The sequence below is a fragment of the Methanobacterium sp. SMA-27 genome (genome assembly GCF_000744455.1).
Taxonomy (GTDB): Archaea; Methanobacteriota; Methanobacteria; order Methanobacteriales; family Methanobacteriaceae; genus Methanobacterium_B.
In genome coordinates this window covers 1,360,378-1,385,543 of sequence record NZ_JQLY01000001.1, presented here as the reverse complement: position 1 = coordinate 1,385,543, position 25,166 = coordinate 1,360,378, and the positions used below count along the sequence as shown (strand labels likewise).

At 33.3% G+C, this 25,166-nt stretch carries 26 protein-coding genes; 11 read left to right on the top strand and 15 right to left on the bottom strand.

Going from position 1 to position 25,166, the window contains the following annotated elements:
- Nucleotides 1-40 precede the first annotated feature (40 nt).
- From DL91_RS06985 to proS, 5 genes are all read right to left on the bottom strand, one after another.
- Nucleotides 41-934 carry a zinc ribbon domain-containing protein gene (locus tag DL91_RS06985; RefSeq protein ID WP_048190834.1) on the bottom strand — a complete coding sequence of 298 codons (894 nt, stop codon included), beginning with the start codon at nucleotides 932-934 and terminating at the stop codon, nucleotides 41-43.
- Nucleotides 935-988: 54 nt separating this feature from the next.
- Nucleotides 989-1,741, bottom strand: coding sequence for a bifunctional hydroxymethylpyrimidine kinase/phosphomethylpyrimidine kinase (gene thiD / locus DL91_RS06980; RefSeq protein WP_048190833.1), 753 nt, complete (start codon nucleotides 1,739-1,741; stop codon nucleotides 989-991).
- On the bottom strand, nucleotides 1,738-2,418 hold the full coding sequence (gene cofC, locus DL91_RS06975; RefSeq protein ID WP_048190832.1) for a 2-phospho-L-lactate guanylyltransferase: 681 nt from the start codon (nucleotides 2,416-2,418) through the stop codon (nucleotides 1,738-1,740). The genes thiD and cofC overlap by 4 nt, the downstream gene beginning before the upstream one ends.
- A gap of 84 nt (nucleotides 2,419-2,502) precedes the next feature.
- Nucleotides 2,503-3,186: a hypothetical protein gene (locus tag DL91_RS06970; protein WP_048190831.1), complete on the bottom strand. Its 684-nt coding sequence runs from the start codon at nucleotides 3,184-3,186 to the stop codon at nucleotides 2,503-2,505.
- Nucleotides 3,187-3,198: 12 nt separating this feature from the next.
- A complete protein-coding gene (proS, locus tag DL91_RS06965) occupies nucleotides 3,199-4,611 on the bottom strand; it encodes a proline--tRNA ligase (protein WP_048190830.1) in 1,413 nt (470 codons plus the stop codon).
- A 438-nt stretch (nucleotides 4,612-5,049) separates the two neighbouring features.
- On the opposite strand from proS, the gene DL91_RS06960 reads away from it, so the two are divergent.
- From DL91_RS06960 to rpiA, 4 genes are all read left to right on the top strand, one after another.
- Complete coding sequence (locus DL91_RS06960) at nucleotides 5,050-6,093, top strand: NAD(P)-dependent glycerol-1-phosphate dehydrogenase (RefSeq protein ID WP_048190829.1); 1,044 nt, start codon at nucleotides 5,050-5,052, stop codon at nucleotides 6,091-6,093.
- A gap of 158 nt (nucleotides 6,094-6,251) precedes the next feature.
- Nucleotides 6,252-6,431 (top strand): hypothetical protein, encoded by a 180-nt coding sequence (locus tag DL91_RS06955; RefSeq protein WP_048190828.1) that lies wholly within the window; start codon nucleotides 6,252-6,254, stop codon nucleotides 6,429-6,431.
- A gap of 267 nt (nucleotides 6,432-6,698) precedes the next feature.
- Nucleotides 6,699-7,130 (top strand): UPF0179 family protein, encoded by a 432-nt coding sequence (locus DL91_RS06950; protein WP_048190827.1) that lies wholly within the window; start codon nucleotides 6,699-6,701, stop codon nucleotides 7,128-7,130.
- Nucleotides 7,131-7,148: 18 nt separating this feature from the next.
- Complete coding sequence (gene rpiA, locus DL91_RS06945; RefSeq protein WP_048190826.1) at nucleotides 7,149-7,817, top strand: ribose-5-phosphate isomerase RpiA; 669 nt, start codon at nucleotides 7,149-7,151, stop codon at nucleotides 7,815-7,817.
- Between the two features lie 57 nt (nucleotides 7,818-7,874).
- Here the strand turns inward: rpiA and DL91_RS06940 are convergent, their stop codons facing one another.
- The 3 genes from DL91_RS06940 to DL91_RS06930 form a co-directional block, all read right to left on the bottom strand.
- Nucleotides 7,875-8,666 (bottom strand): metal ABC transporter permease, encoded by a 792-nt coding sequence (locus DL91_RS06940; RefSeq protein WP_048190825.1) that lies wholly within the window; start codon nucleotides 8,664-8,666, stop codon nucleotides 7,875-7,877.
- A gap of 70 nt (nucleotides 8,667-8,736) precedes the next feature.
- Complete coding sequence (locus DL91_RS06935; protein ID WP_048190824.1) at nucleotides 8,737-9,483, bottom strand: metal ABC transporter ATP-binding protein; 747 nt, start codon at nucleotides 9,481-9,483, stop codon at nucleotides 8,737-8,739.
- Nucleotides 9,484-9,526: 43 nt separating this feature from the next.
- Nucleotides 9,527-10,399 (bottom strand): metal ABC transporter solute-binding protein, Zn/Mn family, encoded by an 873-nt coding sequence (locus DL91_RS06930; RefSeq protein ID WP_048190823.1) that lies wholly within the window; start codon nucleotides 10,397-10,399, stop codon nucleotides 9,527-9,529.
- Nucleotides 10,400-10,500: 101 nt separating this feature from the next.
- Between DL91_RS06930 and DL91_RS06925 the strand changes: the two genes are divergently transcribed.
- On the top strand, nucleotides 10,501-10,884 hold the full coding sequence (locus DL91_RS06925) for a CopG family ribbon-helix-helix protein (protein WP_048190822.1): 384 nt from the start codon (nucleotides 10,501-10,503) through the stop codon (nucleotides 10,882-10,884).
- A gap of 60 nt (nucleotides 10,885-10,944) precedes the next feature.
- On the opposite strand, the gene DL91_RS06920 is transcribed toward DL91_RS06925, so the two are convergent.
- The 3 genes from DL91_RS06920 to dmpI all read right to left on the bottom strand — a co-directional run bounded on the left by DL91_RS06920 (nucleotide 10,945) and on the right by dmpI (nucleotide 14,359).
- A complete protein-coding gene (locus DL91_RS06920; protein WP_048190821.1) occupies nucleotides 10,945-13,050 on the bottom strand; it encodes a thioredoxin domain-containing protein in 2,106 nt (701 codons plus the stop codon).
- 86 nt (nucleotides 13,051-13,136) lie between these two features.
- Entirely contained in the window at nucleotides 13,137-13,901 is a 765-nt protein-coding gene (locus DL91_RS06915; protein ID WP_048190820.1) for a V4R domain-containing protein, read from the bottom strand.
- Between the two features lie 275 nt (nucleotides 13,902-14,176).
- Entirely contained in the window at nucleotides 14,177-14,359 is a 183-nt protein-coding gene (dmpI, locus tag DL91_RS06910; protein ID WP_048190819.1) for a 4-oxalocrotonate tautomerase DmpI, read from the bottom strand.
- A gap of 213 nt (nucleotides 14,360-14,572) precedes the next feature.
- Here dmpI and DL91_RS06905 point away from each other — a divergent pair, with 213 nt between their 5' ends.
- Entirely contained in the window at nucleotides 14,573-14,995 is a 423-nt protein-coding gene (locus DL91_RS06905; protein WP_197050619.1) for an Hsp20/alpha crystallin family protein, read from the top strand.
- Between the two features lie 15 nt (nucleotides 14,996-15,010).
- Here the strand turns inward: DL91_RS06905 and DL91_RS06900 are convergent, their stop codons facing one another.
- The 3 genes from DL91_RS06900 to DL91_RS06890 are packed head-to-tail and all read right to left on the bottom strand — an operon-like array spanning nucleotide 15,011 to nucleotide 18,113.
- Nucleotides 15,011-15,298: a hypothetical protein gene (locus DL91_RS06900; RefSeq protein ID WP_048190817.1), complete on the bottom strand. Its 288-nt coding sequence runs from the start codon at nucleotides 15,296-15,298 to the stop codon at nucleotides 15,011-15,013.
- A 47-nt stretch (nucleotides 15,299-15,345) separates the two neighbouring features.
- Entirely contained in the window at nucleotides 15,346-17,358 is a 2,013-nt protein-coding gene (gene feoB / locus DL91_RS06895; protein ID WP_081882632.1) for a ferrous iron transport protein B, read from the bottom strand.
- Nucleotides 17,359-17,372: 14 nt separating this feature from the next.
- The gene (locus tag DL91_RS06890; RefSeq protein WP_048190816.1) at nucleotides 17,373-18,113 is read right to left on the bottom strand and encodes a metal-dependent transcriptional regulator; all 741 of its coding nucleotides are present in this window, start codon (nucleotides 18,111-18,113) and stop codon (nucleotides 17,373-17,375) included.
- Nucleotides 18,114-18,475: 362 nt separating this feature from the next.
- On the opposite strand from DL91_RS06890, the gene cbiM reads away from it, so the two are divergent.
- The 5 genes from cbiM to DL91_RS06865 all read left to right on the top strand — a co-directional run bounded on the left by cbiM (nucleotide 18,476) and on the right by DL91_RS06865 (nucleotide 23,578).
- Nucleotides 18,476-19,147: a cobalt transporter CbiM gene (gene cbiM, locus DL91_RS06885; RefSeq protein WP_048190815.1), complete on the top strand. Its 672-nt coding sequence runs from the start codon at nucleotides 18,476-18,478 to the stop codon at nucleotides 19,145-19,147.
- A complete protein-coding gene (locus DL91_RS06880; protein WP_048190814.1) occupies nucleotides 19,144-19,449 on the top strand; it encodes a PDGLE domain-containing protein in 306 nt (101 codons plus the stop codon). Before cbiM ends, DL91_RS06880 begins: the two co-directional genes overlap by 4 nt.
- Before the next feature lie 62 nt (nucleotides 19,450-19,511).
- Nucleotides 19,512-20,309 carry a cobalt ECF transporter T component CbiQ gene (gene cbiQ, locus DL91_RS06875; RefSeq protein ID WP_048190813.1) on the top strand — a complete coding sequence of 266 codons (798 nt, stop codon included), beginning with the start codon at nucleotides 19,512-19,514 and terminating at the stop codon, nucleotides 20,307-20,309.
- 184 nt (nucleotides 20,310-20,493) lie between these two features.
- A complete protein-coding gene (locus tag DL91_RS06870) occupies nucleotides 20,494-22,962 on the top strand; it encodes a plasma-membrane proton-efflux P-type ATPase (RefSeq protein WP_048190812.1) in 2,469 nt (822 codons plus the stop codon).
- Nucleotides 22,963-23,131: 169 nt separating this feature from the next.
- Complete coding sequence (locus DL91_RS06865) at nucleotides 23,132-23,578, top strand: universal stress protein (protein WP_048190811.1); 447 nt, start codon at nucleotides 23,132-23,134, stop codon at nucleotides 23,576-23,578.
- Between the two features lie 90 nt (nucleotides 23,579-23,668).
- On the opposite strand, the gene DL91_RS06860 is transcribed toward DL91_RS06865, so the two are convergent.
- Complete coding sequence (locus tag DL91_RS06860) at nucleotides 23,669-25,150, bottom strand: TrkH family potassium uptake protein (RefSeq protein WP_048190810.1); 1,482 nt, start codon at nucleotides 25,148-25,150, stop codon at nucleotides 23,669-23,671.
- Between the last annotated feature and the right edge of the window lie 16 nt (nucleotides 25,151-25,166).

The following is a 25,166-nucleotide window of genomic DNA, read 5'->3' as shown; positions in this document are numbered from 1 at the left end:
AAATATAATCTTTAATTTTCCAAAAATATAAGATTTAGTATTATATGAGTTCTATGTACTTTTTCTTGATGTTCTCGAATTCTTCAGATGTAATTGCACCTATATCCAGCAGTTCTTTGGCTTTTTTTATTCTTTCAACTGGATCTACTATATCTGTATTTTGCTCTGATTTTTTAGACTCAATTTCATCTGGAATATTATTGGTATTTTTTTCATTATCAATTTCTTCGGTTTTTCGAGTGTTTTTGAGTCGGATTATATTTTCTGGAACCTTAATCTCTGAAGAGGGTGTTTGGGTCGAAGATTTTTCATTTATTTCCTGTTCTGAGTCATTTACATTGTCAGTTAGAGAGGGTAGCTCTTTAACGGTTTCATTTTCCACTACAGGGGATTCAGTTTCTTCTTCATCAAATTTTTTTCCACATACAACACAGAACTTGGCATTTTTCAGGTTTTTACCATTGCAAGAAGGACATGTTTTCTTCAAACCTGTTTTTGATATAATATTGTGTTCTGGAACACTAGAAGGTACACCTGCTTTTATTGGTTTTTCCAGTTCATCTGATTCAGGTTTATTGATAATATTTTTGGCTGATGATTTTGAATCTTCAATAGGTGAAGATTTTTCTTTCATTTCGTCATCTTTAATGACTGTGGTTTCTGATATTTCTTTTTCCTCTTCTTTTAATGTTTCCCCACATCCTACGCAGAATTTGGCTGTTTTGGCATTTTTAATACCGCATGATGGGCATTGAATATCTAAATTTTTATCCAGCTTTCTTCCACAGTGTACACAGAACAATGCTTTTTCTGGATTTTTGGTTTTGCAGTGAGGACAAATTTTATAATTCTCAGATTTAATTTTATCTTTTTTTATGTCAATTCCTTTTCTTTTAGCATCAAGCATTTGTTTTATCTCTTCATTTGTAACCACTCTACCACCTCAGACCTATATAATTATCAATGGGTATTCCATTATAATATTGCTTCATAAAGATTTGAATTTATACAACTGATTTAGTGTTCCCCATTCACCTTTAATAACACTATTTTTAACAAATTCACCTGCAATTTCAATGGATTGTAATATGTCACAACCCTTTGCAAGTGAGGCTGTAACTGCTGCAGAATAGCTACAACCTGTTCCATGTGTATTTTTACTCTCAATTATTTCTCCTTCAATAACCTTAATTGAACCATTGAAAAATACATTACAACCATTGAGATGTCCTCCAGTAATGATAACATCGCATATTTTACCTATTTCCTCTGCAGCTTTAACAGCATCTTCAATGGAGTGAATATTTATTCCTGATAATTCTTCTGCTTCCTGAATATTTGGTGTTGTAAGAATTGTGTTTGGAAGCAGATATTTTTTTATTGAATCTGCAAAATCTCCCCTTGAAAGTAGCGCTCCACATCCAGCAATCATCACAGGATCAACAACTAAATTTAGATCGTGTTCAACAACCTTATCTGATACCAGTTTGATAATTTCTTTGGAGTAGAGCATACCAGTTTTAGCATATTTAACTGGATAATCTTCCAGAATAGTTTCCAGCTGTTTTTCAATAAAATCTGTTGAAACAGATTCTATCCCCACTACTCTTCTAGGGTTTTGTGCTGTAAGAACTGTTATTACTGCAGTGCCATAAACTCCAAGTGCATGAAATGTTTTAATGTCATTTAATATACCAGCTCCACCCGATGGATCATAGCCAGCTATGGACATTGCAATCATTTTTCTGTACCCCTTTTAATATGAAGCCGTTCTTTCCCATGGTTTGCTCTAACTTCAAGCCCTGACGATTTTAAAAATTTCCTGGTTTCTGTATCTATTCCATGGAGCATTATTTCACCTAGATCTTCTGCTGTGTTAACATCTAGGGACATATAAAATGAATCATATATTGCATAGGGCCAGTTTTTTGCTTCTGCTTTTTTTATATGTTCAAAGAAACTGCACTTTCCAAATTTCATTTCCATACCCTTTACAGGGCAAAGTAATGCATTGGTCCCTCCACCTTTAGCAGGCGCAATTACAAGTTCATATTTTTCGCCCATTTTAATTATATTATCAACATGTTCAGATTTCATTAGAGGAACATCTGAAGGTACCACTAAAACCTGATCAGAAAATTCAGAACAATATTCAACTGCCTGCATAAGGGCACCGTTTAGATCAGTTTCACCCTTCTCAATCAGGGAAATAACACCCATACCCTTTACATAGTTAAGAACATCTTCATCCGAACTTATCACAACTACATTATCAATCCTTTCTTTTAAAACCCCTATAACGTCCATTAGCATTGATTTTAAAAGATTTTCCCGTTCTAAAGCTGTTAAAGTTGGTGAAAGTCTAGTTTTTGCATGTGTGAATCTAGATACAGGGATAATTGCAGTTGTCTTCTTCATGGTTTCAACCTGTTAGTCATGGAAATATTGTTGATTTCACTTGATTTGATGTATAATTTATTGCATTTTTTAAATAATTCTAGATTAAATTCCTGTTGTTGATTTTATCCAGTTTATAAATCCACCAACAATACCCGTTGAGTTTGATGTTCCATTTTGGTTTAACTTATCAATATTATCCACATTTACATTAAATCTTGTTGATATAGCTGTTTTTGCATCTGAAACTATTTGTCTTAGTTTGGTGTAGTTTATCTTCTGTGTTTCAACCACTGCAACTGGTTCTCCGCTGTATATGTTGAAGTCAACACCGGATGTGAGTATCCATATCTGTACCTGTGCATTTGTTGCATTATTAAGGTCATTAATATTTGAACCCATTATTACTTGTTTAACCGCATTTGTGGAAGTTCCATTTACTTTGAGTTTAATACCAGGTATGGCCCTTTGTGAAGGGTCAAGACAGTAAGCAGATATAGTATCGGTGGTATTTTTCTTTATTGTTTTATTCTCTGCAATAACAAGATCCTGAGAAGATTGGGCAGTTAAAACATCCCCAACCTCTACCTTGACAGGATCATTTCCATTATTAACAATATTAACTTGATGAGGTACAGTCCCAGCACTAGTATTCTGTGTAATCACAATATTTCCTGTGCCATATGCCTCATTAAGAGATATTCCTGTAGACTGGGAATAGCTAATAAATCCAAATCCTGCAGCAAATACAACAATCAAAAATATTAAAAATACCAGTCTCATATTCATTTCATAAACCCCCTAGTATGTTTTTGCCAGTAATGTAATGTGTTTGGAAGGTTTATCACAATTTATGCACATTGAATTATCTTTTTCAGATAATTGAACACCAAGGATATCTACCTTAACCTTTTCTTCTATATCTTTACCACATTCCCTGTCTCCACACCAGTCAAACGTAACAATACCACCATATTTGGACATAATATCTTCTGCTTCCTCAATGGAGTCAACACTCCTGATGTTGTTTTCCAATTTTTCCCATGAATTGTCCTTCATTTTAAGACTTACATCATCCATAATTTCGTTTATGGTCTCGGAAATTTTAGATGGGTCGTAATCAATGATCTCCTTTTCTTGAGTATCTCTTCTAAAGGTTACTACTTTCTTGTTTTGAAGATCCCTAGGTCCTACCTCTATTCTGAGAGGTATTCCTCTCATTTCCCATTCATAATATTTTTTACCGGCCCTTATATCCCTATCATCAAAGTAAACCCTTAAATTAGCTTCAAGTTTCAATTTTTCCTCAAGATTCTTACAGAATTCAATTACTTCTTTTCCACCTTTTTTAAAGATAATTGGAACAATAACTACTTGATATGGAGCAATATCTGGAGGTAGGGAAAGTCCTGCTTTATCACCGTGTACCCCAATAACTGATGCAATAATCCTATCTGACAGTCCATAACATGTCTGATAAACATATTCATGTTCTCCTGTAGCTGTTTCATAGGTTATGTCAAATGTCTTAGCAAAGGTCTGTCCCAGATTATGTACAGTACCTATTTGAAGTGTTTTACCATCGGGCATTATGGTGTCAAATGCAACTGTATATTCTGCTCCAGGGAATTTATCCCATTCTGGACGTTTACTTACTGTGTATGGTATTCCAAGTTTGTCAAAGAATTGTTTATAGATCTTTACTGCATCTTGAACCTGATTTTCAGTTTCTTCTGCTGTTGCATGGACTGTGTGGGCTTCTTTAAAAGTTGTTATCTCTCTGACTCTTATAAGTGGTCTTGTGTGTTTGGTTTCATATCTAAAAGTGTTAACAACCTGATAATACTTCATTGGAAGATCAGAATGATTTCTAACCCATAATGAAAACATTGGATACATTGCAGTTTCACTTGTAGGTCTTAATGCAAGTTTTTCGTTAAGTTCTGTTAATCCACCATGTGTTACCCAGTAAACTTCTTCTTCGAATCCCTTAACATGTATTGCTTCTTTTGCAAGTTCATCTTCAGGTATTAAAAGTGGGAAGAGTACTTCCTCATGGTCTTTGTCTAAAATTTCTTTTAATATATTGAGAGTGTGTTTTCTAATTTTAAATCCCTGGGGAAGCCAAACATGCATTCCCTTTACTGGGTATCTAGTATCGATTATCTCTGCTTCTTCAAGGATATTGTGGAACCATTCGCTGAATTCTGACATTTATTCACCAGTTAATATTTATAAATCAAATAATCTGTATATATCATTAAATTAAACATTTATTAATCCTTTCAGCATGTTTAAATAATTTTTTTAAACCCATGTAATAATTATCAACTTCTATACGGATTTATTTTTTTTAATAAAATCTAAATTCTATAACATTTATTCTTACATGATATATTTACTGTAACTTTGATGTTTTTAAGCTTTTAATATCTTTAATGTAAATTACAATTTTTTTAATATAATTGAGTCTATCATTTTACAAGGATTTTAATATTAAAAAATTAATATCTTACATGAATACTTATAATTTGCATTTATTTAATGTTACACTATACAATAACAGATCTAATGGATTAACATAATAGATTATCAAAATTATTTTATAAATGCTGGAACTAGATAGAAACGAGTAAGGGAGTAATCGATAATATGGATGTTAGAAAGATTCAGCTGCCAAGGGAAATTCATACAGGTGCTGGTGTAATTGAAGAAACTGGGACCATATGCAAAAATTTGAGACTTGAAGGTAGGGTACTTGTTGTCACAGGTCCTAATACACTTAAAATAGCTGGAGAAGCTGTAATTGACAGTCTTGAATGTGAGGGTTATGATGTTCACAACATTACCATAGATAGTCCTTCAAAGGAATCTGTTTTGGAGGTTCAAAATAAAATTGATGGCTGTTCCCTTGTTCTGGGTGTTGGTGGTGGAAAGGTTATTGACGTTGCAAAATTAGCTTCCACAAGATCTGCAAATAATTTCATAAGTGTTCCTACAGCTGCTTCACACGATGGAATAGCATCTCCAAGGGCTTCAATTAAAAATGAAGTAGGTACTGTATCTTTAAAGGCAGAACCTCCTATAGGGGTAATTGCAGACACCAAAATCATAAGCAAGGCACCTTTCAGGTTACTCGCTGCAGGATGTGGTGATATTGTATCAAACTACACAGCAATACTTGACTGGAAACTAGCACACAGGCTTCTAAATGAAGATTATAGTGATTCTGCAGCTGCATTATCTATGATGACGGCCAAAATGACCATAAAATCTGCAGATGCTATAAAAGAGGGTTTAACAGAAAGTGCAGGCCTGGTTGTAAAGGCTTTGATAAGTAGCGGAATAGCTATCAGTATTGCAAACACTAGCAGACCAGCAAGTGGATCAGAACACAAGTTCAGTCATGCACTGGATATAGTAGCACCTAAACCTGCCCTTCATGGTGAACAATGTGGTGTAGGTACCATAATGATGATGTATCTACATGGGGGAGATTGGAAATTTATCAGAGATACACTCAAATTAATAAAAGCACCTACTACTGCTAGGGAGATGGGCATTGAACCAGAATATATTATCGAAGCTCTTAGAATTGCACATACTATTCGTAAAGAGAGATACACTATTTTAGGAGATCGAGGACTTACTGAGGAAGCAGCAGAAAGTCTGGCAGAAAAGACTGGTGTAATCTGAAATTAACCATCTAGATTAAAATATTCCTATATGCGAGTTTGAAACCAATTGTAAAAATAATATCCGAGATTAACATATCCCAAAAAAAAAAACAAAAAAAGGAATTAAATATAAAAATGTCTACTTAACTTATAGGTAACAAAAACAAGGGTGATATCATGGAAAATAAAGAAAAGGTAATTAAAGCTTTCAAAGACTCTGAAGAACCTTTAAATGCAACTAAAGTCAGCCAGATCTCTGGAGTAGAGAAAAAAGAGGTTGACAAAATAATGAAAGAACTTAAAAAAGATGAAACAATTTACTCTCCTAAACGTTGCTACTATGCATTGAAGGAGTGAACCATTACCATCATTTTCATTCAAACTAATTTTTTTTATTATTTTGGTCAAGAAAATAAAGTTATTCTCAAATAAATAACTAAAATTTTAATTATTATTATATAACACATAATATTTTTTTTATCTTAAATTTCTTTATATTCATTTTATATAATCTGAATGATATACAATTCTTATGAAATTTTAGATTTTCATTGAATTTCATTGATTTATTGATTAACAAATTCAAAAATGGGTTTAAAATCCATATTATAAAGGTGATAATAAATGATAACGCTAATAGGCAATTGCCTAGCAAACAAAGGACTTAAATTTATGCATTATGGTGCCACATCTGAATGTGAATCCTGCAGATTTAAAAATACCTGTATAGACACCCTTGAAGAAGGTAGAATGTACATTATTAAGAATGTTAAAAATGGTGAACAACCTTGTATGATTCATGAGGGCGGTAAAGTAAGAGTTGTTGAAGTTGAAAAGGCATATATTCGAGGAGTCATAGATTCTAAACAATCATTTGAAGGTTCAAAAATAGTTTTCAACCCTCCTGAATGCGATGAAGATTGTTCGCTTAGGGATTTGTGCTTTCCAGACGGTTTATACAGAGAGGATAAGTGCAAAATCATACGAAATATGGGAAAACCAAGAGAAAAATGTCCTAAGGGCAGAGATCTGAACATGGTACTTTTAAAATATTGATTGTATAGAGGTAATCTTATGGAACTTAAAAGAAATGTTGGATATGAAGCGGCCAACCTAATAAAAGATGGAGATGTTGTAGGGCTTGGAACAGGTTCAACTACCCACTATTTTATTGAAAAATTAGGGAACAGAATTGAAACAGAGGAGATCAGCATCATGGGAGTGCCAACATCTTATCAATCATTCTACCTTGCAATGAACTCCAAAATCCCAATCACCACACTGGACGAACACAACGTGGACATTGCTGTTGATGGTGCAGATGAGGTTGACCCTGAACTGAATCTTATAAAGGGTGGAGGAGCAGCTCATACACTTGAAAAGATAGTTGACGAATCTGCTAATCAATTTATTGTAATTGTTGATGGATCCAAAATAGTAACAGAACTTGGAAGTTTCCCTGTACCTGTAGAGGTAATACCACATGCAACCAGAACTGTGAAAGATCATTTGATAGCTATGGAAGGCTTACCAACATTGAGAATGGCAGAAAGAAAGGATGGGCCTGTTGTAACAGATAATGGGAATTTTATATATGATGTTAAATTTGATATAAAAAATCCTAAGAAATTGGAAACAGAACTCAACACCATTCCTGGAGTGGTTGAAAATGGTATATTTTCACAAATTGTTGACCAAGTTATTGTTGGAAGGGATTCCGGTATTGAAATATTAAAGAAGTAAATTTGAACAATTATGGTCACATTATTTTTATTTTTTTTACAATCATTTTTATTCAAATCATTTAATGTAATATGAAATTAAAAATCCCGCTGCCAATACAAGGACAATTGTTGCACCCGATGAAAGATTGAATATGTACGACAATAACAAGCCAAGGGAAGTAAAGACCATACCCACCACAGTTGACATGAACATAAGTCTTTTCAGGTCGCTTGTGTACTGTTTGGTAATTGCTGCGGGTATGGCTAATAATGCTATAACAAGGATCACACCAACAACTTTAATAAGAACAACAACACTCAGTGCAACTAAACTAAGAAGAAGTATATAAATTAGTTGTGAGGGTATTCCCAAAACCTTTGAGTACTCCTCATCAAATGCTATTGATAAAAACTCTCTTTGGAACAGGTACACAATTCCTATAATTAAAATGTCCAGTATGATCATTATGAGTATATCGGAATTTGATACTGTGAGAATACTTCCAAAAAGATAACTGAAAAGATCTGGAGCGTAACCAGGAGTTAAATTGATAAATATTATTCCTATGGCCATACCCACGCTCCAGAGTATGCCAATAGCAGTATCTTCACTTATGTTAACCTTTTCATGAATTGCGCCGATTCCAATGGCTGAAACTATACTGAAAGGAATGGCTGCTAAGATGGGGTTTAATCCTAAAAAGTAGCCTAAACCTATTCCGCCAAATGCTGCATGGGAAATTGCACCGCTTAAAGATACTATTCTCTTAATTACAACATAGGTCCCAACAATTCCACATGCAACACTAACAAGTAGTGCAGCAATAAATGCTCTTTGCATAAATTCATACTGTAGTATATCCATCATTTTAAAAGTATCCTAAAATTTTTTTTATATTACGATAAATATTAATGGTATTTTAATATTTGATGGAATATTAATGATCCTTAAGTACTCGATGTGGAAATCCATGGGTTATCATTTCTATTGGGCATTTATATAGCTCTTCGAGACCTTCTGCAGCATCTTCAACAGGTCCATGGAAGTATAATGTACTATTTAAACATGCGATTTTATCCACTTGAGTTGAAACTGTTCCAACATCGTGACTAACCAGTATAATAGTCATTTTATTCTTAAGCCTTGATAATAAACTGTAAAATGAGTTCTGCATTTCAGGGTCAATGCTTGCCATTGGTTCATCCATCAGCAGAATCTTTGGTTCTCTTACAATTGCACGTGCAATGAAAACACGTTGCATCTGTCCTCCAGAAAGTCTGCTGATCTGTCTATCTTTAAGGTCAAACATGTTCATATCTTTTAAAGCTTTGATCACAGCTATTTCATCATCTTTAGTATGTCCCTTAAATAATCCACGGTACCTACCAGATAGAACAGTGTGATATACATCTATTGGAAAATCATGGTCAAATGAAACTTTTTGGGGTAGATACCCCATTAATTGTCTTGCATCTTCAGGTTTCTTCCCAAATATTAGAACTTCGCCTGAATCTGGTTTGAGTATCCCAAGTATTATTTTTAGAAGTGTGCTTTTTCCACCGCCATTAGGACCTATAATGGCCATGAAATCATTTTTTTCTATTGTAAGGTTAATATCCTTAAGTACAGGATTTACATTAAATTTAATATTTACATTCTTCAATTCTATTGCCTTAGAGTTCATGATTTTTACCATTAAAATTTTTTATTTAATTAAATAAAATCTCTTAAACACTAGAAAATGTTTTTGCTACATTATTAAGATTTTCAATATAATTTTCAGCAAGATCATCAATTTTTACTACTTTTCCATTAATTTCAGCAGCAATTACGTCCGCACTCTTTGAACTGTACTGTGGTTCAACAAATATTACCTTGATATTATTCTTTTTAGCCAAATCAATTACAGAAGCTATTTCCTGTGATGTTGGCTCTTTTCCACCCGTTTCGATAGGTATTTGGGTTAAATTATAGTCTCTGCAGAAATATGCCCATGCAGGGTGGTAAACAATTATTTGACTGTTTTCTTTCCCCTTAAGTGAGTTTGTAATATTCATATTTAATTCATCTAGTTGTTTTAGATAGTTGTTTCTATTGTTAGTGTAGTATGCGGTGTTGTTAGGATCTAACTGTACAAGACCTTGATATATGTTTTCAACCATCACTTTAGCGTTTTTTGGAGAAACCCAAACATGAGGGTCGCTATTATTTTCATGTTCTGCAGTGTTGGGTATTAAATCAATTCCCTTTGATGAATTAACAACCACCATATGGGGGTTTATGTCTTTCATTTTATCCATATAGTTCAATTCAAATTCAATGGGTGTTCCAACTTCAATGTACATTTTAGAATTTGCAACATGATTCAACTGATCAGGGAGTGGTTCGTAGGTGTGCGGATCTGCACCAGGAGGTACCATCAATGTTACATCTACTTTGTCTCCCCCAACAGCTTTAACAAATTCTACTTCTGGACCGACAGTTACGACTACACCAATAGCATTGTTTGTTGTTTCAGTTTGTAGAGAGGCTAAATAGTACAAACCTGTTACTGTGAAAATTAAAATGATAAAAACAATTATTATTCTATTTTTGTTCATCTACCATGCTCCATTCCATATTTATGATGTTAATAATATTTATAAATTATCTTAATAAAAATTAGCAACATTTTTATATAAATTATTAAATAATAATAAATATGGTAATTGTGAGTGTTTCTCTAAGTAAAAAACTTCTTGAAGATATCGACTGCATAAAAGATGAAATGGGCTTTTCCGGTAGATCAGATTTAATAAGGGCAAGTGCGCGCATGTTAATTGCAGATAATCGCGAAAAAGCTGAAATGGTAGGTGATACCAATTCCGTGCTCACTTTAATACATAACCAGGATGTTGAAGATAAGGTCACAGAAATAAAGCATGATTATGAGGACATAATAAGCACCCAGATACATAGCCATCTTAAGGAACACAAGTGCCTGGAGATATTTATTTTGGACGGAGATGTTCATAGAATGTATCAACTAGCTAAAATGTTCCAAACTAGCAGTAAAATGGACTATGTAAAACTCACAGTAGTTTGATATTGAATTAATCAACTATTAATTAAAAAAAATATTTTTTAATTAATCTTAATAACTATTTTATTGTTCCAATAATTTCAGCATCTCAACAACATCGGTTGTTGGTTTTTTACAGCTGCCCGAACTGCATATATATGCAGTTGTTTTATCGTCGATACTATTTTTAAACTTCAAGGATTCGGAGATTTCATCCAGTTCACCAGGATTATCCGGATCTTTAAGGATCAAAACCATATTAGGCAGGTAATGTTTGTTTAAAGAGTTTAACATTTGTATTGTTTCAGGGTCTGTGGGTTTTCCAACTATAACAACTTCATAGGAAGGTCCAATTTTATAATCAACAGCATTAATAAATTGGGTGTGTCCTGTAAGCGACCTTAATATGTTCTTTGAAAATGTTGTTTCCATTTTAATTGGCATTGATTCAAGTTCATAGTCTTCAGTAAGCCTTGCAATTCGTATTAGATTTAACAATTCAACAGAGTTTCCAGATGGTGTGGCACTGTCAAATGTTTTCTTTTCACGGATAAGAACTTGTTTAGCATCATCTGATGTGAAATAAAATCCACCATTAGAATTATCCCAGAAATGATTTAGTAATGTTTTATTAAGTTCTATTGAGGTTTTTAAATATTTAGTATCAAAAATAGTGGAGTAGAGCTCAAGTAATCCCCATATCAAGAAGGAGTAATCATCCAAGTTTCCTGTTATATCTGCATCACCTTCTCGATATCTGTGCATTAATCTGCTGTTGGTGCACATTTTTTTAATTATAAAATCAGCAGCATCCTTGGCAGCCTCTAAATATTTACTGTTCTTAAACACTTGACCAGCCTTTGCTAATGAAGTAATCATGAGTCCATTCCAGTCTGTGAGTATTTTATCGTCTTTATGGGGATGAATACGCTTTTCTCGTTCATTATAAAGTTTTAAACGAATGTTTTCTATTTTTTCCTGGATTTTATCAGTTTCCATTCCTAAAATATCGTTTAATTCATCAAAGCTATATTTTAAATGCAAAATATTCTTGTTGTTGGATTCGTGTGAGTAATCATCGCTGAAGTTTCCATCTTCTTTAACATCAAAAACAGTTGATACAAACTTTGTATCTTCTTTACCCAAAATATCTTGGATCTCTTCCATTGTCCAAAGATAAAATTTACCTTCAACACCTTCACTATCAGCATCTTCAGCTGAATAGAAACCACCTTCAGATGATTTCATATCTCTTAGAACATAGGTTAGCACTTCTTCTGCAATTTTTTTATAATTTGGTTTTCCAGTGGCCTGGAAAGCCTCTGTGTACACCATTGCAATTAATGCCTGATCATAAAGCATTTTTTCAAAGTGGGGTACAAGCCAGAACTTATCAACCGAGTAGCGATGGAAACCAAAACCCAAATGGTCATATATGCCACCTTTTGCAATTGAATCCAGTGTTTTTGTTAGCATGTAAAGAGCATGTTTGTTTGCAGTACGTTTCCAGTATCTTAAAAGAAAGATAAGGGTATGTGGGGTTGGGAACTTTTGAAAATCACCAAAACCTCCGTTTTCATTGTCAAATACTTTTGAAAGCTCATCATAACATTTTTCAAGTACATTTTCATCTAATTCTGGGCCTTTAACAGTTTTCGAAACATCCTGGAGAGCTTTAAATATCTGATCACCAGAATTTAATGCCTCTTCTCTATTATCGTTCCATATATCCTGAACATTTAATATCAGGTCTTTCAAACCTACTGCTCCAAATCCACTTTCCCTTGGGAAATAGGTACCAGCAAAGAATGGTTTCTTATCTGGAGTCAATATTATGGTTAGTGGCCATCCTCCAGTACCTGTCATGATCTGGCATGCAGTCATGTATACACTATCAATATCGGGTCTTTCTTCACGGTCGACCTTAACAGGAACAAAAACATGGTTCATAAGAGCTGCAACTTCATGATCTTCAAATGATTCATGAGCCATTACATGACACCAGTGGCATGTTGAATAACCAATGGATAAAAAAACAGGCTTATCTTCTTTTTTGGCTTTTTCAAATGCCTCATCACCCCAAGGATACCAGTCAACAGGATTCTTGGCATGTTGAATTAAATATGGACTTTTTTCATTCTTCAGATGGTTGTAGCTATTTTTAGAAGTACTTCTTTTTGGATTGTTCATGGTTTATTCACCTAAATTCCATTAAGAAATTAATTCTAAGTAATGATCTTTTGAATATTAATTATTTGAAATCAATTAAAATAATTTTAATTTTCAATTACAAATGAACAGCAGTCATTTCCCATTGCATAGCATTCCGTTTCAACGGTTGAAACTTCCTTTTTAAAATGTTTAGAAAATATTGAATCTAAAACTCCAGAATCAAAAGCACATGCAGGTTCACCAATTATAGGGAGATCCTTACATTCAAAACAATCATAAATACGAATTGTTAATGGATCCAATTTCTGTATATCCACTCGTCCCAACTGTTTATTTCCCCAAAATTCTGCAATATTTTTAAGGAGTTGATTAAGATCACTATCCTTTAATTCTTCATAAAATACATCACCCACACGTTTGCCTGCATTACGAAGTATGGGGTCTATGTTTATGCCTTCATTCCAAAATTCTGCCCTTAGAGATCGTAAAATCAGCCTATAGATTTCGAATGGATCTTTTAATTGTGGAAGTTTGGAGAAATAATTATCAATATCAAATCTAATTTTCTTTTCCTTTGATACATCTCCTAAAAATTCTGCGTTTATACAAAAAATTTTTCTACGTGCATCATTTGGATCCTTTTTAGATCTTATTAATCCTTCATCAACCAATTCACTCAGATGTTGTGAAACTGTTGGTTTGGCTTTTCCGGTTAACTCTACAATTTCATTGAAGCTCATATTATTATTACGAAGTGAATCAAGTATTGTAACCTTAACTTGGCCTTTGACAACTTCCACCTTATCATCCGATGAGAATATTTTGTACTGTGGAGATAGTTTTGATATATGTTTTTTTGTTGTTGTCATGTTAAACTAGTTAATATTCTCTAGATTATATTATAAAAAAGTTCTGTATACACCAAATTAGAATTTTTGGAGTTCTCTTGACCTAGGGGAATAATTAGAAAGTAAATAAAATAAAATCATAGAAATCGAATACCCAACCAGTCCAGCTCAATCCAAATATTTATAATGGATTTTGGAAGGGTTTTGTATTGGTTGAGTAATTTTTCGGACATTAAGGCTCCTTAAATCTATTTCTATAATTTTTAATTAATAAACCTAAAAAAAAAGATTTTTTTTTATCTATCGCAAAGAAGCATATTTCCTACTCCAACATTCTCTCCTTCAACTTCCCTTATTAATATCACCATGGCTTGTACTGGTAGTCCCATTATTTCGCTTGCTGTTTCAGCATATGATTTTACAAGTTTAGCTTTTTGTTCTTTACTCATTTTTGGCCCGTCAACTGTTATTACTGGCATTATTAACCCTCCAAATAATTATGTCAAGAATGGATTTATATCATATATTGTTTAATTTTTATTGATAATATTATATTATCGTGACGGACTCAATTTAATGAATGTATGTGGAATTTCTAGGTTCGTGTACTTTAATAGCACAAATAAAAAACGAAACCTTTATAGTAACCTAAGGTAAATATAATCTCGACTCAAAAAATGAGGCGAGAAAACATGAAAAAAGGAATGGATAGTAAAGGATTAATAGATAAAATGCTGGAAGACACTGCAAAAACCATAGACAGCATCAAAAATGACATAGAAAAAACAATAGTAGACTACACATTTGTTCCAGGTAAGGATATTATTGAAACAGATGACTCAATAATTGTTCGGGTAGATCTTGCTGGAATAAAAAAGGAAAATATTGATCTTAACCTTACAGACACCAAGCTGAGGGTTAAGGCCGAGTTTGAAGACGAGCATATAGGAGATCTTAAAGGCAATAACAGACGTCCAACATTGATTAGAAGGACTGTTCGTTTCCCGAAAAAGGTTGTTCCAGAAGAGTCTGAAGCTAAATTTGAAAATGGTCTTTTAACCTTAGAAGTGTCTAAATTAGAGAAAAAAGAGAGTTACACTGTGAATATTAAATAAATTCACTATTTTTTTTTATTTTTTTTCATACTTAATATTTTTCAAATCTAAATATTGTTCACAGTTACTTTTCATGGTTACAAGTTGATCTTCTTGTTTTTTAAGTCCCAGTGTTAATAAGGTCATTACAATTGCAACACAACCTATTAAGAGGTATAATGATTGATATCCCATTGTTATACCTGATTGTGATGCTATTACAGCGCCTATAAGCGCCCCACCAATAAGCTGTCCCACACTGGAGTTTATGTTTATGAGGGCTTGGCCAGCTGCTCTTTTACTTGTTGGACTTTCAGAAAGCATTATGTACTTAATGGTGAACCAATACTCTAAAAAAAAAGAATATAGATTTACATAAATAAACCAATTATCCTATATGCTATTCCTCCAACAATTAATGCAGTTACGATATTGGCTAAAGCAATACTTGATGTTGCTTTCCAACCAAATTCACGAAGTAGAATTGTTAGAGTTGCTAAACAAGGGATAAACAACATACTTACAAGTGCTAATATTATGAATTGTATTGGTGTTAAAACCGCTGCAAGATTTGTTCCAAATAACGCAACTAACATAAGTAGGGTGAATTCTTTTCTAACTGCACCAAATATAAGAACTACACCAGCTATTACAGGAAGACCCAACCAAACAACTGTGATAGGTGCTAAGAAATTGGCTACTGGTGTTAAGAATCCATATGCGTACAAACCTTGAATCAAAGCACTTCCTATAATATAAACTGGGAATACCACAAAAATTAGTGATTTAGTTCGGGACCATGTTTGTTTAGCGGCAACTGAGATAGATGGAACTTTAAATGTATGCATTTCCATGATCAATCCACTAGTTTCTCCAGGCACTATCTTCAAAGCAATTCTGCCCAATAGGAACATTATTACTATATCAATTACATATAGGGCAATTGCCCACCAAACACTCACAAATACGGCGACTAAACCTAAAATAACAATGGTTCTTGCTGCGCACGGTGCAAATGTAATTGCAAATGCAGCAAGTAATCGTTCACGTCTAGTTTCTAAGATTCTGGTACTTTCAATGGCAGGTACATTACATCCATAACCTAGGATCATGGGTATTAGTGCTTTACCATGCAATCCTATTTTATGCATGGCACTGTCCATCATAAAGGCCACTCTTGTTAGTATTCCTGAATTCTCAATCAGACTCAACATTAAATAAAAGGGAATCACAAATGGAAGAACAAGTGTAACTCCGGCTACAATACCTCCAAATGCTCCATTCCAAAGAATTCCAACTATCGGCCCACTAATTTGTGGATCTACTGGTTTAAAGAACCCAAATGCTTGTGTGAGCAAACTAGAGAAGAAATCTCCAACAATAAATGTCCATAGTAATAATCCACCCACTACAAGTGCAGAAATAACATAACCAAATATTCTATGCGTTACTAATTTATCTAATCTTTCAGCGAATGTAATTTTAATATCGCTTTGTAACTGTGCTCCATGTGCAAATTGATTGGCAATAAAATATCTTTCAGAAGCAATCACAGCAAATGATGGTTCATTATGGATATTCTCTATCTCTCTTGCCATATCATAAGCCAAGTTAACGATTTCCATGGATTTGGATTCAATTAATTTTCGGATTTCTGGATCATTTTCAAGTAATTTAATTGCTACCCATCTGGAGGGATATCCTAAATTGAGATTCTTTGATTCAATTAATTCGGTAATTTTTTGAATTCTATCTTCAACTTCGGCACCGTATTTTAATGTGGTTATTTTGTTTTTGGATTTATTTAAGGCAACCTCTGTAGCTACTTCCATTAACTCGTGTAAACCTTCCCCTCTTATGGCTACTGTTGCTACCACTGGAACCCCTAAAGCAGCTGAAAGTCTTTCTGTATCAATAACTATTCCCTTTTGTTTGGCTAAATCAATTTGATTGACACATACTACCATGGGTACTTTCATTTCTTTTAGCTGAATTGTAAAAAATAGGTTACGTTCCAATACTGAAGCATCTACAACGTTGATTACTACATCAGGTTGTTCAAAGGCAATATACTCTCTTGAAACTATTTCTTCCATGGAGTATGTAGAAAAAGAGTATATTCCGGGCAGATCAATCACAGTAATGTCTTTGCCTTCAAAAAGTAGTTTTCCTTCTGCCCTTTCAACTGTTTTCCCAGGCCAATTTCCAATGATCTGATTGGATCCTGTAAGTTCATTGAATAATACACTCTTGCCTACATTGGAATTACCTGCAAGTGCAATTGTAATGTCCTTTTCTTGACCTTTTTCATCTGATCCGTTAAATTTTTCTGTTTCTGTTGTTTTTGTGAGTTTTTTAGATTTGTTAGTGGTGGCATTACTCATAGATATTTATCCCTTTATATCGATTTATTATCTTCAATTAATTCTACGAAAACATTGCATGCTATGTCACGACCTATAGCGAGTTTTGAGCCACGTATAGCAACTTCTACTGGACAGCTTAATGGGGCAATTTTAATTACACTGATAAATGCTCCTATGGTGATGCCCATGTCTAAAAGCCTTCTGATCACCTTGTAATCTCCTCTAATAAATGATACTTTTCCCTGTTGGTGATTTTTAAGCTCCATTATAGGAATCAAATTTTCATTACGCTTTCCTACTTCATTAACCTCTTCTTCCTTTCGGTTCATGCATTCTTCACATGTAGTGAACTTTAGATCGCATGCAGGAATTACACTGTCTCCTGGACATTTATCAGGATGTTCTAATACCTGACATAACGCTCTTTCAGCTTCATCAGATAGAGAATGTTCCATTTCACAGGCTTGATCGTGTAAAAAACTGTCTTTAAGCTTTAAAATGTCGTGAAGAAATCTTTCTAGTAATCGATGCTTTCTTGTTATTCTCTTTGCATTTTTGAGTCCTTCTTCGGTTAATTTAGCACCTTTATATTGTGAATAATTTACATATCCCATTTTATCAAGTTTTTTGAGCATTTCTGAAACACTTGCAGATGTTATACCCAAATCTTTTGATATTTGTGTTGTTTTTACACATTTTTCGTTATTGCTGATTTTATAGATAGCTTCTAAATATTCTTCGATATTTGCGCTAAGTTTTTCATTATTTGACATTTAGGTTCACCTAAAATTATCTTTGTGCATAGTTGTATAATGTCATATATAAATGTTAGGTTTACCTAATAAAAATTTATTTCAAATATTCAGGATATTAAATTTTGGTGTAAAATCATATTATTTTCGTTGAAATGTGTTGTTAGTAATAAAAATGTAATAAATTTAAGTACTGAAATAATGTTATAGTAATAACAACCCATATATTTATATTATAAAATATACACATGTAAATGTGATTTAAAGAGGTTACAGCACGATTAAAGGAGTATTACATTCTTCCCTTAAAAACGTGACATAGTATTACCATGTGATACATTTATAAGCTTTCATCATTCAATAAAAATAAAAGGAGGATTTTAATGCATATACCCGACGGATTTATACCTTTGTTACAATGTGCCATATATGGAATAATAACTGCCATTATTTTGATAATATCACTTAGGTGGGCAAGAAAAAACCTTGACGAAAAAATGGTTCCATTAATGGCCGTATTGGCCGCAGGTATATTTGCAATTATGTCATTGAACATTCCAGTTCCATTTGGAACCAGTGTCCATATGGTTGGTGCGGCATTAGTAGCAATCATATTCTGTGCACCCGAAGCAGCAGTTATCATATTTACATTGGTACTCCTTGTACAAGCTTTATTAATTGGAGATGGAGGAGTAACAGCTTTAGGTGCAAACATTCTTAATATGGGGATTGTAGTACCATTTGTTGGATTTTATTCATTTAAAGCCCTCAGAAGACCTGTAGGGAAAGCTCCTGCTATATTCATAGCTTCTTGGCTTTCAATATTCATGGCATCGGTGATGGTGGTTATAGAACTTTGGTTTGCAGGTAAATTATTAACATTAGGATTAGCCTCACTCTTTTTGATCATACAATCACTTAGTGGAGTTATAGAAGGTATACTTACAGTTATAATTATTCTTGCAATTGAAAAGACCCGACCAGATTTACTTGCATGGAACAGAATCAAGAGGGATAATATTAATAAATCCGATGTTAGTGAGGTGAGCGCATGAAACCAAATGATAGGAATCTTATTGTTGTTGGAGTGACCATCTGTATTATTATCGCAATCATGGCCCCATTTATAGCTTCAACTAATCCTGATGGTCTTGAAAAAACAACAGAACAAATTCCAACCAATGGTGAATCTGGAATTTATCAAGCACCCCTTACAGATTATAAGATCCCGTTTCTTGGTGATGGTCCTTATTCTGGTGTAGCTGCACTGGCATTAGGTGTTTTAATTGTACTTGGTCTTGGTTACTTGGGTGCGTTTATAATTAAAAGGAGAAAACCACCAGAAATTTCTAAATAAAAATTCTGGTTTAGAAATATTTCAAAATAAATAAAAAATAGAAATAAATGGTGAAAACTCACATGAATGGTGCAGGATCGGTTAATGAACTTGAAAAACACACAATAAAATCCAGTGTGCTTCATGCTTTAGATGGCAGAGTTAAATTAGTAATTTTACTAGCCATTATCGTATATGCTGTATACACAACCGATTTAATAGTTCTTGCAATAATGGAAATCTACTTAATTGCAATGATTCTGGTGTCGCATCTTTCATTTAAAGAATCATTCAAAAGAGTACTTTTTATTTTACCTTTTGGGGGAATTATAGCTCTTTTCCAACCATTTATAATGGCCGGTACCGTTATCTACACTGGACCACTTGGAATACATATCACCTATCAGGGGCTGATGTTTGGTGTGCTCTTAATGTCGAGGCTGGTTGTATCTTTAACATCAATTGTAATATTATCCTCTTTAAGTCCTATGCAGGAAGTTGTAAATTCTTTCCGAAGACTTGGAATGCCAAGGGAATTTGCAATGATATTCAGCTTGTTCATAAGATATCTATTCATGTTCTATGATGAACTTCACAGGATAATGCACGCCCAAAAAAGCCGAAACTTTGATATATTTAACAAAAAAACTTCCTACATGTGGAGAATGAAACAGCTTGCCTACACAATAACTATGATGTTTCTTAGATCATATGAAAAGGGCGAAACAGTATATTTCAGTATGTTAAGTAGGGGTTACTCAGAAAATTCAGAAATATACACCGATAATAAAAAATTAGCTTCAAGGGACTTTTTCTTCATAGGAATTACTTTATCATTTATAATATGCCTAGAATTAATGAAGTATACTTTGGTTATATAATAAAAAAAATAAATTCATAATAAATTTTGAATAATTATATAATACTCACAGATTTTTTATATATTTTCTTCTTATTTTCTATAATTTTTTAATTTTATTGTATCTATATATTAAAATTAGTTTTCATACAACTTGTAATACGGAATAAATAGATATAAAAATTTTAAAAAAGAAAAGATGAATCATGGAAATCAGTGTGGAAGATGTTAAAAAAATATCAACTTCTGAGCTAATGGAAAAATTATCCACCAGTTCTAATGGACTTTCATCTGACGAGGCCTTAAAACTGCTTAAAATCTATGGTTCCAATGAGATTGAAGAAAGCGAACAGAATCATTTAAAAAAGTTATTTAGTTATTTTTGGGGACCAATCCCATGGATGATTGAATTTGCACTTATTTTATCATTATTAATACAGCACTGGCCAGAATTTACTGTAATTTTAGTGTTACTCTTAATAAATGGGCTTATAGGATTCTGGCAAGAAGATAGGGCAGACAACGCTATTGAACTTTTAAAAGAAAAACTCGCATATAATGCCAAGCTATTAAGGGATGGAAAATGGACTAAAATCCCATCAAAAAATGTTGTACCCGGAGATGTTGCTAGGATCCATCTTGGTGATATTGTTCCGGCTGATATCAAACTTACAGAAGGAGATTATGTAACAGTAGATGAATCCTCACTTACTGGAGAATCATTGCCAGTTGATAAAAAAGTAGGAGATATCTGTTATTCTGGATCAATAATTCAAAAGGGTCAAATGAGTGGTATTGTATTTGCAACTGGAATGAATACATTTTTTGGAAGGGCTGCCGGACTTGTATCCAAAGTAAGTACAAAAAGCCATCTACAAAAGGCTGTTATAACAATTGGAGATTATCTGATCCTACTGGATGTTATAATGGTAGCCCTTATATTCATTGCAGGTTTGATTCGTCAAGAAAATTTCTTTGATATTTTGGGATTTGCTCTAGTACTAACTATAGCATCAATACCAGTTGCTCAACCTGCTGTACTTTCTGTAACACTTACTGTTGGTGCAATGGCTCTGGCTAAAAAGAAGGCAATTGTAAGTAAACTCTCAGCAATTGAAGAAATGGCTGGTATGGATGTACTTTTTTCGGATAAAACAGGAACCTTAACTAAAAATGAAATTTCCATAGCTCAAATAGAATCATGCAATGGTTTTACAGATGAAGAGGTTATCTTTTTTGCAGGATTAGCATCTCTAAGATTGGAACAGGACCCACTTGATAAAGCAATATTGGATGAGATGGAAAATACAGAAACCCTTTCTAAGAAGTTTGAAAACTATAAAATGCTAAAATTCAACCCATTTGACCCGATACGCAAAAGTACAGAATCTGAAATACAATATAAAGATGAATGTAAATTTAAAGTATCAAAGGGAGCTCCACAAGTTATTCTCACATTAATAAATAATGAAATACTAAAATCTAAAGTTGAAAGAAATGTAAATCATTTCGCTGATAAGGGTTACAGATCTTTGGGAGTAGCAAGAACAGATAAAGAGGGTATTTGGGAATTCATGGGATTAATAGCACTTTACGATCCACCTAAAAAAAGTTCTAAAAAGACAATTGCCGATGCAAAATCCATGGGAATTGATTTTAAAATGGTAACAGGTGATCATATTGCCATAGCTAAACAAATTGCCAAGGAATTAGATTTAAGTACCAATATAAAGTTGCCTATAACCTTTTTAGATCAACCCAAATGGAAGGCTGTAAAAACAGTTGAAGATGCAAGCGGTTTTGCAGAAGTATTCCCAGAACACAAATACAAGATAGTCGAAATTCTACAGGGCGCAGGGAAAATTGTTGGAATGACTGGAGACGGAGTCAATGATGCACCTGCACTAAAAAAAGCAGATGCCGGGATTGCACTATCCAAAGCAACAGACGCAGCTAAATCCGCAGCAGACATAGTACTTACAAAACCGGGACTTTCTGTAATAATTAATGCAATTAAAGAAAGTTATAAAATTTTCCATAGAATGAAGAGTTACTCAATTTACAGGGTTGCAGAAACAATAAGAATACTTATTTTTGTTGCAATGGTTATATTGATCTTCAATTTTTATCCTGTAACAGCTATTATGCTGGTTTTCATAGCATTGTTAGACGATATTCCTGTAATGACCATTGCATACGATAAAACTGAAAAGATTAACAGCCCTCAAAAATGGGATATGTATCAAGTATTGGGAATGGCAACATTTCTCGGTATTTTAGGAGTAATATCTTCTTTATTACTATTCTATGTGGGTAAGGTAATTTTAAATTTAGATGCAGGGGTTTTACAGTCTTTAATATTTTTGAAGCTTGTTGTTGCAGGTCATTTAACTATGTTTGTAACACGTAATACAGGACATTTCTGGTCAACAAGACCTAGTGGTATTTTCTTCTGGTCCGTAATATCAACAGACATATTTGCAACCCTGCTGGTTATATTTGGAGTATTCCTGACTCCGATTGGATGGCAACTTGCACTACTTGTATGGGTATATTCACTTGTAGCATTTTTAATAGAAGACCAGTTAAAAATATACTTTGCCAGGGTACTTGAAAACAATGAATTTAAAAACCTTAACATCCGTTTGTTAAAGAATATTTTAACAAGGAAATAATTATTCTTCCATTATTTTATATTTAAGATATATTCCGGATGTGTTTGTTGGATAAACTCGATACAAATAAATAAATAATTTGTTTAACACAGTAATAGTAATGAAATTTAATTTTAATAGTAATTAAAAAACCAGAAAAAATGGATCATATGCAAGGAGGAGTTTTTTTATGACCAAAAAAATATTGTTACCAACAGATGGTTCAAAAAATGCTGAAAGGGCAGGTGAGTATGTTATATCACTTGCAGATATTAGTGGTGCAGATATAATTGTATTAAATGTTATAGACACCAACTACCTTGACGCACTCCCACAACCAGACCTCAGGAAAAGTTTAGATATAGAATTAAGAGCAGACGGTCAAAAGGCTGTTGAAAAATTCCAGAAGAAACTTGAAGAAAGCCAGTGTAATGGTGTATGTAAAAATATAAATTTTAAAACCTTAATTAAGGAAGGTAAACCCGCAGATGCTATTCTTAAAACCATTGATGAAGAAGGTGTTGATCAGGTTGTAATGGGAAAATCGGGTAAACATGGATTGGAGAGAGCTATACTTGGAAGGACCACTGACAGAGTGGTTAGGGATGCCAATATACCAGTTAATGTAATAACATAAATTAGAATTTTATATTTTTTAATTTTATGTAATACATCTAAAAAAAAGAGAATATAAATCCCGAAATTATTTTTTTTATCAATATTTTTTTTATTTTCTAATGGTATTTTGAACTGCAATTGCCATTAATAGAAGTATGGGCCATATTTCAAGTCTACCTATCCACATATCTATTATGAAAACCAGTTTCACAACCACGGGGGATGTAGATGTAAGAAGTGCTGATCCCAATCCAACGTTACTCAGGCCAGATGCAACTTCAAAAAGAACTTGTGGAAGGTTCTGATAATAAAATAGTACAATTATCACACTTATGATATAAACAACAATGTAACTGAACACAAACAATCCAGTTAATCTTAATAAATTCTCATTAATTTTAATATCACTCACATGGTGAATTTTACGTGATATAACTGCACTTTGGGGGAGTAATAATGATTTAATCTCCCACCACATACCTTTAACAAGTATACCTATTCTTAACCATTTGATACCTCCACCAGTTGAACAGGCACCTGCACCAATGATCATTAACAGAGTGAGTATAAATATGCCCAGACCTTCCCACTGAACTGGAATATCAGAGGGATTTGCTGTTTGAAGTCCCGTGGTTGTTAAAGCTGTTACAACCTGGAATGCAGAGTATCTTAGCGAAGTAAATATATCGTGTCCATATACAGATCCATTGTAGAGGAATAATGCAACTAGCAATGTTCCTCCAATTAATAATGCCCATGAAACCTTGGATTCAATATCTTTAAAATATTCTCTCCAATTACCCTTGAGCACGGTGTAGTGAAGTGCGAAATTGGTTGCTCCAATGATCATGACTATTATTGCAACTATTTCAATCCACATATTATTGTAAACAGCTATGCTTGCATTTTCAAGTGCAAATCCTCCTGTAGAAAGGGCGGTAAAAGCATAGAAAATAGAATCAAAGACAGGCATGCCTGCGAGTTTAAAGAGAATTATTGAAATTGCAGTGTATAAAAGATAAATATACAATATTATACGTGAAGTATGCCTAATGCTGGGGGCCAACCTTTCTTCCCTACCCTCTGCAGAGTACATCCTCATTATATTAACAGCTGGTGATGATAAAATAGTTAACGCCATAACAATAATACCGATTCCACCAAGCCACTGTGTGAATGCACGCCAGAAATTCATAGTGAAAGATGCATAATCAAGGTTGTACATACTGAAACCAGTAGTTGTAAAACCTGACATTGCTTCAAAATAAGCATTAAGATATGATAAATCTCCAGATAAATAGTATGGAAGGGCTGCGATAGCACTGCCAATAAGCCATATAAGAGTCACAAATATCATCGCACTTTTTATCGAGATTTCCTTTTTGTTATCAAAACTTTTAAAAAGTAATACTCCTATTACGAGACTTACGATAGATGAATAAATAAATGGAGTTATATATTTATATTCTCCGTAAATAAGGGCCACAATTATAGGTACAAGCATTACAAGCCCTAATAATATACAAATATAACCAGTGTAATGGATAATTGAATATAATTCTATTTTTTTTAATTTGTGAACAGATCTCAATTAATCAAACCTTCCT